We start from the raw sequence: 12,309 nt of genomic DNA on the forward strand, positions 1-12,309 counted from the left end.
TTGACCAGGTTTATCGTCCTGATCCCGGCAAGGCTGGCCTCGACCCGGCTGCCGGACAAGCCGTTGGCCGACATCGCCGGTCTGCCCATGGTGGTGCGCGTGGCGCAGCGCGCGCACGAATCGGCGGCCGGGCGCGTGGTGGTGGCGGGTGACGACGCCCGCATCATCGAGGCCTGCAAGGCGCATGGCATCGAAGCCCTGCTCACCCGCCAGGACCATGCGAGCGGCAGCGATCGCCTGTCGGAAGCCTGCGCCCAGCTCGGCTTGTCGGACGACGCGATCGTCGTCAACGTCCAAGGCGACGAACCGCTGATCGACCCTTCTCTGATCGATGCGGTCGCGCAAACGCTGTCCGACCATCCCGGGGCGGCCATGAGCACCGCAGCGCATGCGATCGATTCGGTGCAGGAGTTCGCCAATCCGAACGTCGTCAAGACCGTTCTGGACGCGAATGGCTACGCGCTCTACTTCAGCCGCGCACCGATCCCCTGGTGGCGCGACGGATTCGCGGATGCCGGGCCGAACAAGCTGCCGCCCTCGCCGCCCGCCCTGCGGCACATCGGCATCTACGGCTACCGCGCCGGCTTCGTTCGGCAGTTTCCGAGCCTTCCTCCGGCGCCGGTGGAAGGCACTGAGGCGCTCGAGCAGTTGCGCGCACTCTGGCATGGTCATCGCATCGCCGTGCACGTCAGCGAGCACGCGCCCGGCCCCGGCATCGACACCCCAGAGGACCTCGCGCGCGTCCGAGCCCTCTTCGCGGCACCTTAGCGCCGGGCCCGCCGAGGGGCCATGCTATCCTCAAAGGAACTCCGCCATTGACGCCACTCGTGATCAGCACGGCGCGACAGAAATCCAAAAAAACCTTCGAGGACACCATGAGACTGATATTGTTGGGCGCACCCGGGGCGGGCAAAGGCACTCAGGCGGCCTTCATTTGCCAGAAATACGGCATCCCCCAGATTTCCACTGGCGACATGCTCCGCGCGGCGGTCAAGGCCGGCACACCGCTAGGCAAGCAGGCCGAAGCCGTGATGGCTTCGGGCGCCCTGGTCAGCGATGACCTGATCATCAACCTCGTGAAGGAGCGGATTGCGCAGGCGGATTGCGCGCAAGGCTTCCTGTTCGACGGCTTTCCGCGAACCATCCCGCAGGCCGAGGCGATGCGCGCCGCGGGCGTCAAGCTCGACTACGTCCTCGAGATCGACGTCCCCTTCTCCGACATCATCGATCGCATGAGCGGTCGCCGCTCGCATCCGGCATCCGGGCGCACCTATCACCTGAAGTTCAATCCGCCGAAGGTCGACGGAAAGGACGACGTGACGGGCGAAGACCTGATCCAGCGCGAAGACGACAAGGAAGAAACCGTCCGCAAGCGGCTTGACGTCTACAGCCAGCAGACCCGTCCGCTGGTCGACTATTACTCCCAGTGGGCCAAAGTCGAGCCCGCTGCGGCGCCGAAGTACCGCTCCATCAGCGGCGTCGGCACCGTCGACGAAATCACGCAGCGTGCGCTTGCCGCGCTGGCGAGCTGATCAGGCCGGGCTGGAACGCAGCCCGTACACCCTCCCGTCGACGAACAGGTACTCGACGCGGATCACTGCCTCTTTATCCTCCTTTTGCCCGAAGCCGACCGCAGCCACCTGCGTGCCCGGCTTGATCTCCGGGATCTTCCAGGCCTCCATTCGGGTGAGTGGCGCCAGTTCGAACTCCCACTGACGCGCGGTGCGGCCCGGCAGCGCCGCCTTGGCGAGCAGCGCGGCTCCGTCCACGGGCGAGGTCTGTGCAGGCAAGGCGCGCTTCGGCAAGTCCGCCGGCACCTTCAGATCCGGCGGCACCTCGACCATGAGTTCGACGTGCGGGTTCTGCCACTTCACGCTCACCACCTTGCCTTCGAGATAAAGGGGCCGATCCTGGTCGAAGCTGCCCCATCCGTGGTGCGCCCAGGCGGACGACATCGTCGCGGGGACGGATGCAGCGGCGAGTACGAGGCTGCGGCGTTTCATGCGGGATCCTTTCGATCAGTAGGCAATCCATCGGCCGCAGAACACCACGGCCAGCCAGATCGCAGTGGACGACAACATCTGTATCCGCGCCATCGAGTCGAGTTTGCCAAGCGAGCCTCGGGCGTGAAACCAGAAGGCGTTGCAGCCGGCAGCCACCAGAAGCCCCATCTTCACGAGGAAAGCCCGGTTCGCGAGCAACTCGGAGGGCTGGGTCGCAAACATCAGTGCACCGCTGGCTGCTGCGAGCGCGAAGCCGCTCAAGGCGATGGTCAGCGACAGCCGCGCCACGCCATGCACAGGGAGCGCGGCCGCCCGTCCGAACACTCTCATCTCGAGCGCCACGAGATTGCCCAGCAGCAGCGCGATCCCAACGATGTGCACGGCCTCCAGCGCCGGATATGCCCAGGTGGTGGTGCGCAGTGCGTCGAGCATCGGCCGGCTCCGTCGAGAGGACTACGCACGGCTGGAGAGAAGCTCAAGCGCCAACGCGATACGCGCCTTGACCGGCGTCAGCCCGCCCGCGTCGCGCAAGGTTTCGCCCGTCTTCGGAAGAATGCGTCCCTTCAAGCAGCGGGTCGCGCGCACGACGGCGATCCCTTCGGCCTGCGCGCGCAGTGCGGCCGCCTCCAGCGCATGGTGCAGCGTGCCATTGCCCGTTGCGGCAAGCACGATGCCCTGCACGGCGTCGGGAGCACCTCGCTTGCGTTCGGCGACCAATGCATCGACGATCGTGCCCCGCGCCTCGGCGTGGCTCACCAGGATCTCGATGCGCGGCCATGATGCCGCGCTGACGACACGATCGAAGACGGGCGTTGCGAGCTGAGGCTCGGGCCAGTTGCGCAACGCCAGAACAGCCCCCTCCTCCACGTAGGCCAACGGGCCAGCATCCCCGGAGTCGAAGGCATCGAGACGATAGGTATGAACCTTCTGCACATCGGCGGCGCCATGCACGGTGCCCGCGCAAACCGCCACCACGCCTCGCGCGCCCGGCGTCGCGACGACCACGATGGCGTCGCGCACATTCTGCGGACCGTCGGGCGCCAGTGCGGTCGCCGGACGCATCGCACAGGTCAGCACGACGGGCTTGGAGGGCGCCAGCACCGATTGGAGAAAGAAGGCGGTCTCCTCCAACGTGTCGGTCCCGTGCGTGATGACGATGCCCGCCACATCCGCTTCTGCGAGCCAATACGCGCACCGCTGTGCCAGCTTCTGCCAGATCGCAAAGCTCATGTCCTTGCTGTCGATCTGCGACACCTGCTCCGCAAGAAGTGCAACGCCTTCAGGCGCCTCGATGCCGCCCAGCAGATCCGCCACACCCACCTGACCGGCGGTATAGCCGATGTTGTCACCCGCCTGGCTGGCACGTCCTGCAATCGTGCCGCCGGTGCCAAGAACGACAACCCGGCGCGTGCCGCCTTGAATGTTTTCGCGCATTGCTTGCCAATCCCAGGGAAACTGGTTAAAAATACAGGTACTGGATATGCACCCAGTCCCTTTCAGGAGCCACCATGCAGTTCGCCGTCAAGCTTACCGCCCGTCAGCAGCAGATTCTGGACTTGATTCAAAGCGCCATCGCCCGCACGGGCGCACCGCCGACTCGCGCCGAAATCGCGGCCGAACTGGGCTTCAAGTCGGCCAATGCGGCGGAAGAACATCTGCAGGCACTGGCTCGCAAGGGCGTCATCGAACTGGTGAGCGGCACCTCGCGAGGCATACGCCTCAAGGGCGAAGCGCTGCGCGCGCTCAACGAATCGCGGAACAACCAGTATTCGCTGTCCCTGCCTGGCATGGCGCAGCTTGCGCTGCCCCTGATCGGCCGCGTCGCCGCCGGCTCGCCTATCCTCGCGCAGGAACACATCGATCAGACCTACTACGTCGAGAACACGCTGTTCCAGCGCCAGCCTGACTATCTCCTCAAGGTGCGCGGCATGTCGATGCGCGACGCCGGCATCATGGATGGCGACCTTCTCGCCGTGCAGGCCACCAAGGAGGCCCGTAACGGGCAGATCGTGGTCGCTCGCCTCGGTGACGAGGTCACCGTCAAGCGCCTCAAGCGCAACAAGCAGGTCATCGAACTGCACGCTGAAAACCCGGACTACCCCACCATCTTCGTCCAGCCAGGAGAGCCCTTCGAGATCGAAGGCCTCGCAGTCGGGCTGATTCGCAACACGATGCTGATGTAGCCAATCCATGCAGGTCGGCGCAGCAAAAGCCGCGTTGGTCTCATCACCGGCCGCGACAGGTGGCGGGCGTATGGCATGAGCCATCACCCTGTCGGGGCAATGAAAGCAATCCTGCCTGTGTTCAATCTCTACCTTCTGGAGTTCACATGGGAATCGCTCTTCTCAGCATCGTCGACCTGTTCACGCCCCTGCAGTCGCTGGCCGATCGGTGGATACCGGCACGGCGCTCGCGTCACATCAACTCATCCGGATTGCGCTACGTCGGCGTCCGCCCAAGCTGTGCATCGCGGCAGAGCTCCGCGACCCGGGATGCGTCCGGAGGCGCGCGGCCGCTGCGTGTCGTCCGGATGGTCGATGCCCAGCAGCCACATCGGCACCCGGGCCGTGTGGTCATCTCCGGTCGCATGGCGGACGTGTGTGCGGAGCTTGATCGACTGGCCGCGCTCGAAGCAGCGGACGCGGCGGGCCATTGCGCCCGGGTGCATTGAAGCCGCCCCGGCGTTGCGTGCGATGCGCGACGCCGGGCAATGCACCGACACAGCCGATGGGTCGTGCAAGGCACAATGGAAGCCATGAACATTGTGATCCTCGACGACTACCAAGACGCGGTACGCAAGCTGCAATGCGCCTCCAAGCTCGATGCCTATGCAGCCAAGGTCTATACGAACACCGTCAAGGGTATCGGTCAGCTTTCGGTTCGACTCAAGGATGCCGAAGTGATCGTTCTGATCCGCGAGCGCACCCACATTTCGCGGCAGCTGATCGAGAAGCTGCCCAAGCTGAGGCTCATCTCCCAGACCGGCCGCGTCGGCAGCCACATCGACGTGAACGCGTGTTCCGAGCTCGGCATCGCAGTGGCCGAAGGCACCGGGTCTCCGCAAGCGCCGGCTGAGCTCACCTGGGCGCTCATCATGGCGGCAATGCGTCGCCTGCCCCAGTACATCAGCAACCTGAAGCACGGCGCCTGGCAGCAGTCGGGGCTCAAGTCGGCATCCATGCCGGCAAATTTCGGGCTGGGTTCGGTGCTCAAGGGCAAGACGCTCTGCGTCTGGGGCTACGGACGCATCGGGCAATTGGTCGCGCGCTACGGCCAGGCGTTCGGCATGCAGGTGGTCATCTGGGGACGCGAGCAGAGCGTGGCCAAGGCGCGGTCCGATGGCTTTCAGGTCGCGCCGAATCGCGAATCCTTCTTCGCCGCAGCCGACGTGCTGTCGGTCCATCTCCGACTTACCGAGGAAACGCGTGCGCTCGTCACGCTCGAGGATCTGTCGCGCATGAAGCCGACCTCCCTGTTCGTGAACACCTCGCGTGCCGAGTTGGTCGAGCAGGATGCTCTCCTTGCGGCGCTCAACCGCGGCCGGCCGGGTCTGGCGGCCATCGATGTCTTCGAAAGCGAACCGCCGCTGCAGGGCCATGCGCTGCTCCGCCTCGAGAACTGCATCTGCACGCCGCACATCGGCTACGTCGAGCAGGAGAGCTACGAGATGTACTTCGGGCAGGCGTTCGACAACGTCGTGAGCTTCATCAAGGGCAATCCGACGAACATCGTCAATCCCGGCGCGCTGCAGGTCCGCCGTTGAAGCAGCCCGCACTGCCAGCCGCCCTGTGGGCCCTGCTGGCGGGCAACTTCGTCATCGGCACGGGCGTCATGGTGGTGCCCGGCACGCTCAACGAGCTCAGTTCGTCGTTCCAGATCGGTGCGGCGACCGCCGGCCAGCTCATCACTGCCGCCGCCGTGGTGATGTGCGTCGGCGCGCCGCTGCTGGCCGCAGTGGTCGCCGGTTGGGACCGGCGCGTGCTGCTGGCCTGCACGATGCTCTGGTACGCCTTAGGCCACCTGGTCTCCACGTTGATGCCGACTTTTGGCGCCCTGCTGCCGGTTCGCATGCTGACGGTGATCGCGCCGGCGATCTTCACGGCGCAGGCGGCCGCGTGCGCAGGACTGCTGGTGCCGCCAGAGCAGCGGGGGCGCGCCGTGACCTTCGTCTTCCTGGGCTGGTCCATGGCTTCGGTGCTGGGTCTGCCCCTTGGCGCCATGATCGGAGGCCATCTGGGCTGGCGCGCAGCCTTCGCCACCATTGCGCTGCTTTCGTTGATGAGCGCGGGGTGGATCTGGCTCAAGCTGCCGTCCGGCATCCGCCCCGCCGCGCTCTCGCGCGATGCGTGGGCGCGCGTCTTCAAGAGCCCGCTGCTCATGGGCGTCGTCTGCGTGACGGCGCTTCAGGGCTCCGGCCAGTTCGTGCTGTTCAGCTACTTCGCCCCGGTCCTGAAGGAGCGGCTGGGCGCCGATGCGACGCAGCTCGGGCTGATCTGGGCATGGTTCGGAGCCTGTGGCGTGGTGGGCAACATGCTGGTGAGCCGCTATGTCGATCGCCTCGGCGCGTCGCGCATGGTCTTGCTGACGACCGCGCTGATCGCGCTGAGCCTGCTTCTCTGGCCTCTGGGTGTCAGCCTGGCCTGGCTGGCCGTCCTGCTCACACCGTGGGGGCTGGGCTGCTTTGCGACCAATTCAGCGCAGCAGGCACGGCTGGTGTCGCTGTCCCCCGCGCTTGCGCCGGGCTCGGTGGCGCTGAACAGTTCCGGGATCTACATCGGCCAGGCGATCGGCGCCGGCGCCGGCGGCTGGCTGCTTGCGAACGGTGCAATCGGCTGGATGAACTGGGTCGGCTTCGCGACAGTGCTCGCCGCGATCGCGCTGAGCGCCTCGGTGGACAGGGCGCAGAGGCGCGCACCGGCCATCAGCGCTTGATCGACTTCGTCTTCGGCGCGATCTCGGCCTCGGTGGCCGGATCGAAAAGGTCGAAATCGATGATATGCGGATCGCTCGACGGGGCCGGTGGCTTCGAAGGCTCGATCGGTGTCGGCATGGTTTCGTAGGCCGTCTTGTCGAACTCCGCAAGGTCCAGCTCCGGCGGCGGCACGGCTCGCGGCGGAGCCTCCCGCTCCTCGCCGGGCACCGGCACGACCGGTGCGTCAGGGGCCATCACCGTGTCGTGATGCAGCCTGTCGTCGATCGAACCATAGATCGAGGGGGGCAGCGTCGGACCGTCATGCATGACAGGTGGCATCGTGTCGGGCCAGAGCGGGGCGGTGGCGGTCGCCGAATGGGTGTCCGTGAACGGCGCAGGCGCCACTGCCGCGGGCGGCACGGCGTCGGGCTCGGGCTCGATCACCTCCTTGGCCAGCGCGTAGAGAAGCAGCAGCTCCTGGTACGCCGTGAGATCGAAGGCGCCATCCTCGTGGACGCCGGGCTTGCGGAAGATCAGCTCCTCGATCAGCGCCAGCGTGCTCGGCGCGGGCCATTGCGATTCGATGCGCGCCAGCGCGCTGCGATAGTGCTCCAGGCCCCTGCCTGCATCGGTGTACTTGTCGAACGGCGGAACATCCGCATTGAAGGCCCGTTCGAACTCCTCGGCGAGATGCGCGTAGTCCTCGCGGCGGTCGAGCGAATGGTAGATGCGCAGCAGGTCGAGATACGCCAGCGCGCTCGTCCCCGGATTGGCGGCGATGTGCTCGCGCAGCACGTCGATCGCCTGGTCCTGCTGTCCGAGCGAGAGAAAGAAATCCGACTGCTGCTGCACGTCGAACAGTTCTTCAGTGTTGACGGGCCGGGCTGCGACGCCTTCGATCGGCCGTGCGGCGGGCGGCGGCGGGCCGGTCTCGTCATCGTCGTCCGCCGCCAGCGGCGCAAAGGGCGAGGCGCCAAAGGTCGTCATGCCGAGCGTGCGCTTCTTCGGCGGTTCGTGCTCCGAATCGGGGTCCGATTCCGATTCACCCTCATCGAGCAGCCCGCCGTGGCGTCGCAGCCGCTTGGACTTGTCTTCGCCTTCGGGCTGAAGCACCGATTCGCGCCACCATGCAGTGGCCGCGGCGCGGCGATTCGCGCGCCACAAGAGCAGAAGAGCGAAGAGTGCCAGCAGCAGCCCGGCAATCAGCGCGTAGACCAGCGGATTGCGGAATTGGCTTTCGCGAGCCTGGGCGAGCTCGCTGCGCAGTTCGAGGAGCGCGCGCTGGTTCTGCGCGGTCTGTTCGCGCAACGCGGCCAGCGTGGCTTCGAGCTCCTTGTTGCGCTGGTTCTCGCGCTGTGCCTGTTCGGCGGCAGGATTCATCGCGCCCCAGAGCGCAGCGGCAGCGGCGCGGCGCGCTGGATCCTCGACCGGTGGCGGCACGAGTTGGGTGGTGGTCTTCAGCCCGTTGTCCTTGGCCGGCTCGGGCTCGAGCGCTTCGACCTGCAGCCTGGGGCCTGTCGCGACGGATTCGGTCTTTGTCGGAACGGCCGGCGTCGGCCGAGCGGCGGGCACCGCACGCGGGAGGACCGGCGCGGCGCGGCGCGGTGCTGGCGCGACAGGGGCACTGGCCTGCGGTGCGGCCTGGGCGGTGTTTTCACGTTCCGCTGAAGAACGGGCCGCGGCGCGGCGCGCCGTCGCACTTCCCGACCCGTCGGGGCTCGCGGCACCACCGCCGCCCCCGCCCGCCATCCGAGATGCGGGCCGCGCGGACTGTCTCTGCGCCGGCACCGCATCGGACGACGGTCGCGCCCCCGCCATCGCCACACCCGGAGGCGTGACATCCGAAGGCACGTCAGCCAGGAGCACATAGCTGCGCGTCGACTTCATGTCGCAACCCGCACGCACGGTGATGGTGACGACGGGCTCGTCGACCGGCACGGTCGTGCGCACGCGAATGCTGGAATTGCCAGGAGTGCTGCCGGACTCGAGGGAGACGGTCACCCGGCGTTCGAGCATGGGCGTGTCGCCCTGCAGCACATCAGCCCCGAGACACAAGGACCCACCGGCTTCTGCCGCGTCGAGCGCAAGGGGAATCACCATGTCGATCGGCTTGCCGATCCAGACAGCACCTTGCGGGCGCCCGATCGTCAAGGCGGGTGATTCGAGAGCGACTCCGAGGAGGAGCAAGCTCACCGCTAAGCGTGGGAGTTGCAAAATGGGACGAGAAGAGCAATCAAAAGTTGACGCATTCTGACATGGTGGTCAGGCCCCCCTATTCACCGAGAGACAATTATCAAATGACTGTGAACTTTTCCAAGACCGCCGTGATCGGCGCAGGCGCCATGGGACGAGGCATCGCCCAGATCGCAGCACAGGCCGGAAGCGAGGTCCTGCTGCTGGACAGCTTCGAAGGAGCCGCCGGGCGAGGCCGCGACGCGATCCTCGCCCAATGGCGAAAGCTGCAGGAGAAAGGCAAGCTCGACGCGGCGCAACTCGAAGCGCTCTCCGGCCGCGTGCACGTCGCGGGTTCGATGCAGGACCTCGCGAGCTGCGACCTGGTGATCGAGGCGATCGTCGAGGACATCGAGGTCAAGCGTGCGCTGTTCCGCGACATCGAGGCCGTGGTCTCCCCATCGGCAACGCTGGTCAGCAACACATCGTCGCTTTCGGTCACGGCCATCGCGACGGCGCTCAAGCATCAGGAACGCATGGCGGGCTTCCACTTCTTCAATCCGGTCCCGCTCATGAAGGTGGTCGAAGTGGTCGCTGGATTCAAGACCGATCCCGAGGTCTGCCGCAAGCTGGCCGGCTACGCCACGCAGATGGGCCACAGCCCGGTGCAGGCCAAGGACACGCCCGGGTTCATCGTGAATCACGCGGGCCGCGGCTACGGCACCGAGGCGCTGCGCATCGCCGGGGAAAGCGTCGCCGACTTCGCCACCATCGACCGCATCCTCAAGGACCAGGCCGGTTTCCGGCTCGGCCCGTTCGAACTGCTCGACCTCACGGCACTCGACGTGTCGCACCCGGTGATGGAATCCATCTACCGCCAGTACTACGAGGAGCCGCGCTATCGCCCCAGCGTGATCACTGCACAGCGACTCGCGGCCGGCGCGCTGGGCCGCAAGAGCGGCGAGGGGTTCTACCGGTACCCCGACGGTGCGATGCAGCAAGTCGCGGAACCGCCGGTGCCTGCGGTCGACACGATGCCGCCGGTCTGGGTATCGCCGCGCGCGGCACGGCGCCCCGAACTGCTGAAGCTGGTGCATGCGCTCGGCGCCCAACTCGAAAGCGGCGCGGCACCCTCCTCCAGCGCCCTGATCCTCGTCGCGCCACTGGGCTTCGACGTCACGACGGTCGCGGCGGTCGACCGCCTCGACGCCACCCGCACCGTCGGCATCGACATGATGGTCGACGATGCGGCCACCAAGCGGCGGGTGCTCGCCACCAACCCGGCCACGCGCCGCGACATCCGCGATGCGGCCCATGCGCTGTTCGCGCGCGACGGCAAGGCGGTCAGCGTGATCCGCGACAGCGGCGGCTTCGTCACTCAGCGCGTCGTGGCAACCATCGTCAACATCGCGTGCGACATGTGCCAGCAAGGCGTCTGCACGCCGGCCGATCTGGATCTGGCGGTGCGGCTCGGCCTCGGTTATCCGCAAGGGCCGCTGGCGATGGGCGACCTTTATGGTCCGACCAACATGCTGGAAATCCTGTTCAACCTCCAGACCGTGTACGGTGATCCGCGCTATCGGCCGAGTCCCTGGCTGCGCCGCCGCGGCGCGCTCGGACTGAGCCTCACCCATCGAGAAGACTAGAGACCAAAGAGACGACAACCATGACCGCAGAACTCAAGAGCACCACCGAAGGCAGCACCATGGTGCTGACCCTGTCCAACCCATCGCAGCGCAATGCGCTCGGTCCCGAGATGTACGCGGCCGGCATCGAGGCCTTCAACGGCGCCGAGAACAACGCCGAGATTCGCAGCGTGATCATGGTCGGCGAAGGCAAATGGTTCTGCGCCGGCGGCTCGCTGCAGCGGTTGCAGAACAACCGCGCACTCGACCCCTCGGTCCAGGCTGAAAGCATCGAGGCGCTGCACACCTGGATCGACACGATCCGGACTTTCCCCAAGCCCGTCATCGCCGCGGTCGAAGGTGCGGCGGCCGGCGCGGGGTTTTCCCTCGCAATGGCCTGCGACCTCGTGGTGTCGGCGCGCGACGCGGTATTCGCCGCTTCCTACAGCAACGTCGCGCTCTCGCCGGACGGGGGGCTGAGCTGGCATCTGGCGCGCGCGCTGCCTCGCCAGCTCGCGAGCGAGTGGCTCATGCTGGGCGAGCGGCTCGAACCCGCGCGCCTGCACGAGCTGGGCCTCGTCAACGAGCTGACCGAGAACGGGCAAGCACTCGCGGGCGCCCTTGCACTGGCGGCAAAGATCAACGCGCGCGCACCGAACTCGATGGCGAGCATCAAGGAGCTGCTCGGCGAAGCACGGGGCGCATCGCTCGTCTCGCATCTCTCGCAGGAGCGCGACCACTTCGTGCGCAACCTGCATCACGCCAATGCCGGCATCGGCATCGCGGCATTCCTTTCCAAAGAGACCCCGCGCTACGAATAGCGCGGCGTCGCTCTCGTGACAACCCGAGGCATTTCAGTCACCGACAGGACAGTCCATGGACGACCCCATTCTTACCATCGAAGAACGTGAAGCGATCAATGGTGGTCGCTGGTTTTCTTCTCTCTCTCCATCACTGCGGCACGACATTCTCCGATGTGCATTCGTCAAGCGATACAAGGACGGCGACCTGATCTGCGCGCGCGGCGATCCGCCCGAGCAGTGGATCGCCTGCGCCAAGGGCGCGGTCCGCGTGAGCTCGACCGCGGTGTCGGGCAAGCAGGTGACGCTGACCTATGTGGAGCCGGGCATCTGGTTCGGCGACGTGGCGATGTTCGATGGGGACAGGCGCACGCACGATGCGTACGCGCACGGCGACTCCACGATCCTTTGCGTGGCGCGCGCGGACTTCCAGAAGATCCTCGCCAGCCACGTCGAGCTCTACGAAGCGCTGATGCGGCTGCAGGCGCGGCGCATCCGGCAGCTCTTCGGCCTGGTCGAGGACCTGAACACTCTGCCCCTGCGCGCGCGGCTGGCGAAGCAGCTCATCCATCTGGTGCGCAGCTACGGCGTGCCGAACCTCGCGGATGGCAGCCAGATGCGGATCGGCCTGCATCTGGCTCAGGAAGAACTCGCGCAGCTGCTCGGCGCCTCGCGCCAACGGGTCAACCAGGAACTCAAGGCCATGGAGCGCGAGGAAGCGATCCGCATCGAACCGGGCGGACTGGTGGTGCTCGACCGGGCCGCGCTGATGCGCATTTCTGAAGCCGATCAATAAA

Annotated in this window: 13 protein-coding genes; 9 read left to right on the plus strand and 4 right to left on the minus strand. The window is 66.5% G+C overall.

All coding sequences use genetic code 11. The features are described from left to right. Both kdsB and adk read left to right on the plus strand, forming a co-directional pair. Positions 1 to 768, plus strand: coding sequence for a 3-deoxy-manno-octulosonate cytidylyltransferase (gene kdsB, locus WKW77_RS01835; protein WP_340355116.1), 768 nt, complete (start codon positions 1 to 3; stop codon positions 766 to 768). A 107-nt stretch (positions 769 to 875) separates the two neighbouring features. Further along, positions 876 to 1,532 (plus strand): adenylate kinase, encoded by a 657-nt coding sequence (gene adk / locus WKW77_RS01840; protein ID WP_340355117.1) that lies wholly within the window; start codon positions 876 to 878, stop codon positions 1,530 to 1,532. Here the strand turns inward: adk and WKW77_RS01845 are convergent, their stop codons facing one another. The 3 genes from WKW77_RS01845 to WKW77_RS01855 are packed head-to-tail and all read right to left on the minus strand — an operon-like array spanning position 1,533 to position 3,437. Further along, positions 1,533 to 2,003 carry a DUF6152 family protein gene (locus tag WKW77_RS01845; RefSeq protein WP_340355118.1) on the minus strand — a complete coding sequence of 157 codons (471 nt, stop codon included), beginning with the start codon at positions 2,001 to 2,003 and terminating at the stop codon, positions 1,533 to 1,535. A gap of 15 nt (positions 2,004 to 2,018) precedes the next feature. Then, on the minus strand, positions 2,019 to 2,435 hold the full coding sequence (locus tag WKW77_RS01850; RefSeq protein WP_340355119.1) for a hypothetical protein: 417 nt from the start codon (positions 2,433 to 2,435) through the stop codon (positions 2,019 to 2,021). 21 nt (positions 2,436 to 2,456) lie between these two features. Further along, the gene (locus WKW77_RS01855; protein ID WP_340355120.1) at positions 2,457 to 3,437 is read right to left on the minus strand and encodes an asparaginase; all 981 of its coding nucleotides are present in this window, start codon (positions 3,435 to 3,437) and stop codon (positions 2,457 to 2,459) included. Between the two features lie 74 nt (positions 3,438 to 3,511). Here WKW77_RS01855 and lexA point away from each other — a divergent pair, with 74 nt between their 5' ends. The 4 genes from lexA to WKW77_RS01875 all read left to right on the plus strand — a co-directional run bounded on the left by lexA (position 3,512) and on the right by WKW77_RS01875 (position 6,935). Next, on the plus strand, positions 3,512 to 4,186 hold the full coding sequence (gene lexA / locus WKW77_RS01860; protein ID WP_340355121.1) for a transcriptional repressor LexA: 675 nt from the start codon (positions 3,512 to 3,514) through the stop codon (positions 4,184 to 4,186). A gap of 146 nt (positions 4,187 to 4,332) precedes the next feature. Continuing rightward, a complete protein-coding gene (locus tag WKW77_RS01865; RefSeq protein ID WP_340355122.1) occupies positions 4,333 to 4,674 on the plus strand; it encodes a hypothetical protein in 342 nt (113 codons plus the stop codon). Between the two features lie 84 nt (positions 4,675 to 4,758). Next, positions 4,759 to 5,766: a D-2-hydroxyacid dehydrogenase family protein gene (locus tag WKW77_RS01870; protein WP_340355123.1), complete on the plus strand. Its 1,008-nt coding sequence runs from the start codon at positions 4,759 to 4,761 to the stop codon at positions 5,764 to 5,766. Further along, the gene (locus WKW77_RS01875; protein WP_340355124.1) at positions 5,763 to 6,935 is read left to right on the plus strand and encodes an MFS transporter; all 1,173 of its coding nucleotides are present in this window, start codon (positions 5,763 to 5,765) and stop codon (positions 6,933 to 6,935) included. Before WKW77_RS01870 ends, WKW77_RS01875 begins: the two co-directional genes overlap by 4 nt. On the opposite strand, the gene WKW77_RS01880 is transcribed toward WKW77_RS01875, so the two are convergent. Further along, positions 6,925 to 9,066 (minus strand): type IV pilus assembly protein FimV, encoded by a 2,142-nt coding sequence (locus WKW77_RS01880; protein WP_340355125.1) that lies wholly within the window; start codon positions 9,064 to 9,066, stop codon positions 6,925 to 6,927. The genes WKW77_RS01875 and WKW77_RS01880 overlap by 11 nt on opposite strands. A gap of 146 nt (positions 9,067 to 9,212) precedes the next feature. Here WKW77_RS01880 and WKW77_RS01885 point away from each other — a divergent pair, with 146 nt between their 5' ends. Genes WKW77_RS01885 through WKW77_RS01895 form a run of 3 tightly spaced genes read left to right on the plus strand, consistent with a single transcriptional unit; the run spans position 9,213 to position 12,308 of the window. Further along, entirely contained in the window at positions 9,213 to 10,733 is a 1,521-nt protein-coding gene (locus tag WKW77_RS01885) for a 3-hydroxyacyl-CoA dehydrogenase (protein WP_340355126.1), read from the plus strand. Positions 10,734 to 10,753: 20 nt separating this feature from the next. Then, entirely contained in the window at positions 10,754 to 11,533 is a 780-nt protein-coding gene (locus tag WKW77_RS01890; protein WP_340355127.1) for an oxepin-CoA hydrolase, alternative type, read from the plus strand. Between the two features lie 55 nt (positions 11,534 to 11,588). Further along, positions 11,589 to 12,308, plus strand: a complete 720-nt coding sequence (locus WKW77_RS01895) for a Crp/Fnr family transcriptional regulator (protein ID WP_340355128.1) — start codon at positions 11,589 to 11,591, stop codon at positions 12,306 to 12,308. Position 12,309: the final 1 nt, after the last annotated feature.

This window comes from Variovorax ureilyticus (genome assembly GCF_037889935.1).
Classification (GTDB): domain Bacteria; phylum Pseudomonadota; class Gammaproteobacteria; order Burkholderiales; family Burkholderiaceae_C; genus Variovorax; species Variovorax ureilyticus.

Coding starts and splice junctions, on each gene's coding strand:
- adk (WP_340355117.1), top strand. CDS start 876: ATGAGACTGATATTGTTGGGCGCACCCGGGGCGGGCAAAGGCACTCAG.
- WKW77_RS01845 (WP_340355118.1), bottom strand. CDS start 2,003: ATGAAACGCCGCAGCCTCGTACTCGCCGCTGCATCCGTCCCCGCGACG.
- WKW77_RS01850 (WP_340355119.1), bottom strand. CDS start 2,435: ATGCTCGACGCACTGCGCACCACCACCTGGGCATATCCGGCGCTGGAG.
- WKW77_RS01855 (WP_340355120.1), bottom strand. CDS start 3,437: ATGCGCGAAAACATTCAAGGCGGCACGCGCCGGGTTGTCGTTCTTGGC.
- lexA (WP_340355121.1), top strand. CDS start 3,512: ATGCAGTTCGCCGTCAAGCTTACCGCCCGTCAGCAGCAGATTCTGGAC.
- WKW77_RS01865 (WP_340355122.1), top strand. CDS start 4,333: ATGGGAATCGCTCTTCTCAGCATCGTCGACCTGTTCACGCCCCTGCAG.
- WKW77_RS01870 (WP_340355123.1), top strand. CDS start 4,759: ATGAACATTGTGATCCTCGACGACTACCAAGACGCGGTACGCAAGCTG.
- WKW77_RS01885 (WP_340355126.1), top strand. CDS start 9,213: ATGACTGTGAACTTTTCCAAGACCGCCGTGATCGGCGCAGGCGCCATG.
- WKW77_RS01890 (WP_340355127.1), top strand. CDS start 10,754: ATGACCGCAGAACTCAAGAGCACCACCGAAGGCAGCACCATGGTGCTG.
- WKW77_RS01895 (WP_340355128.1), top strand. CDS start 11,589: ATGGACGACCCCATTCTTACCATCGAAGAACGTGAAGCGATCAATGGT.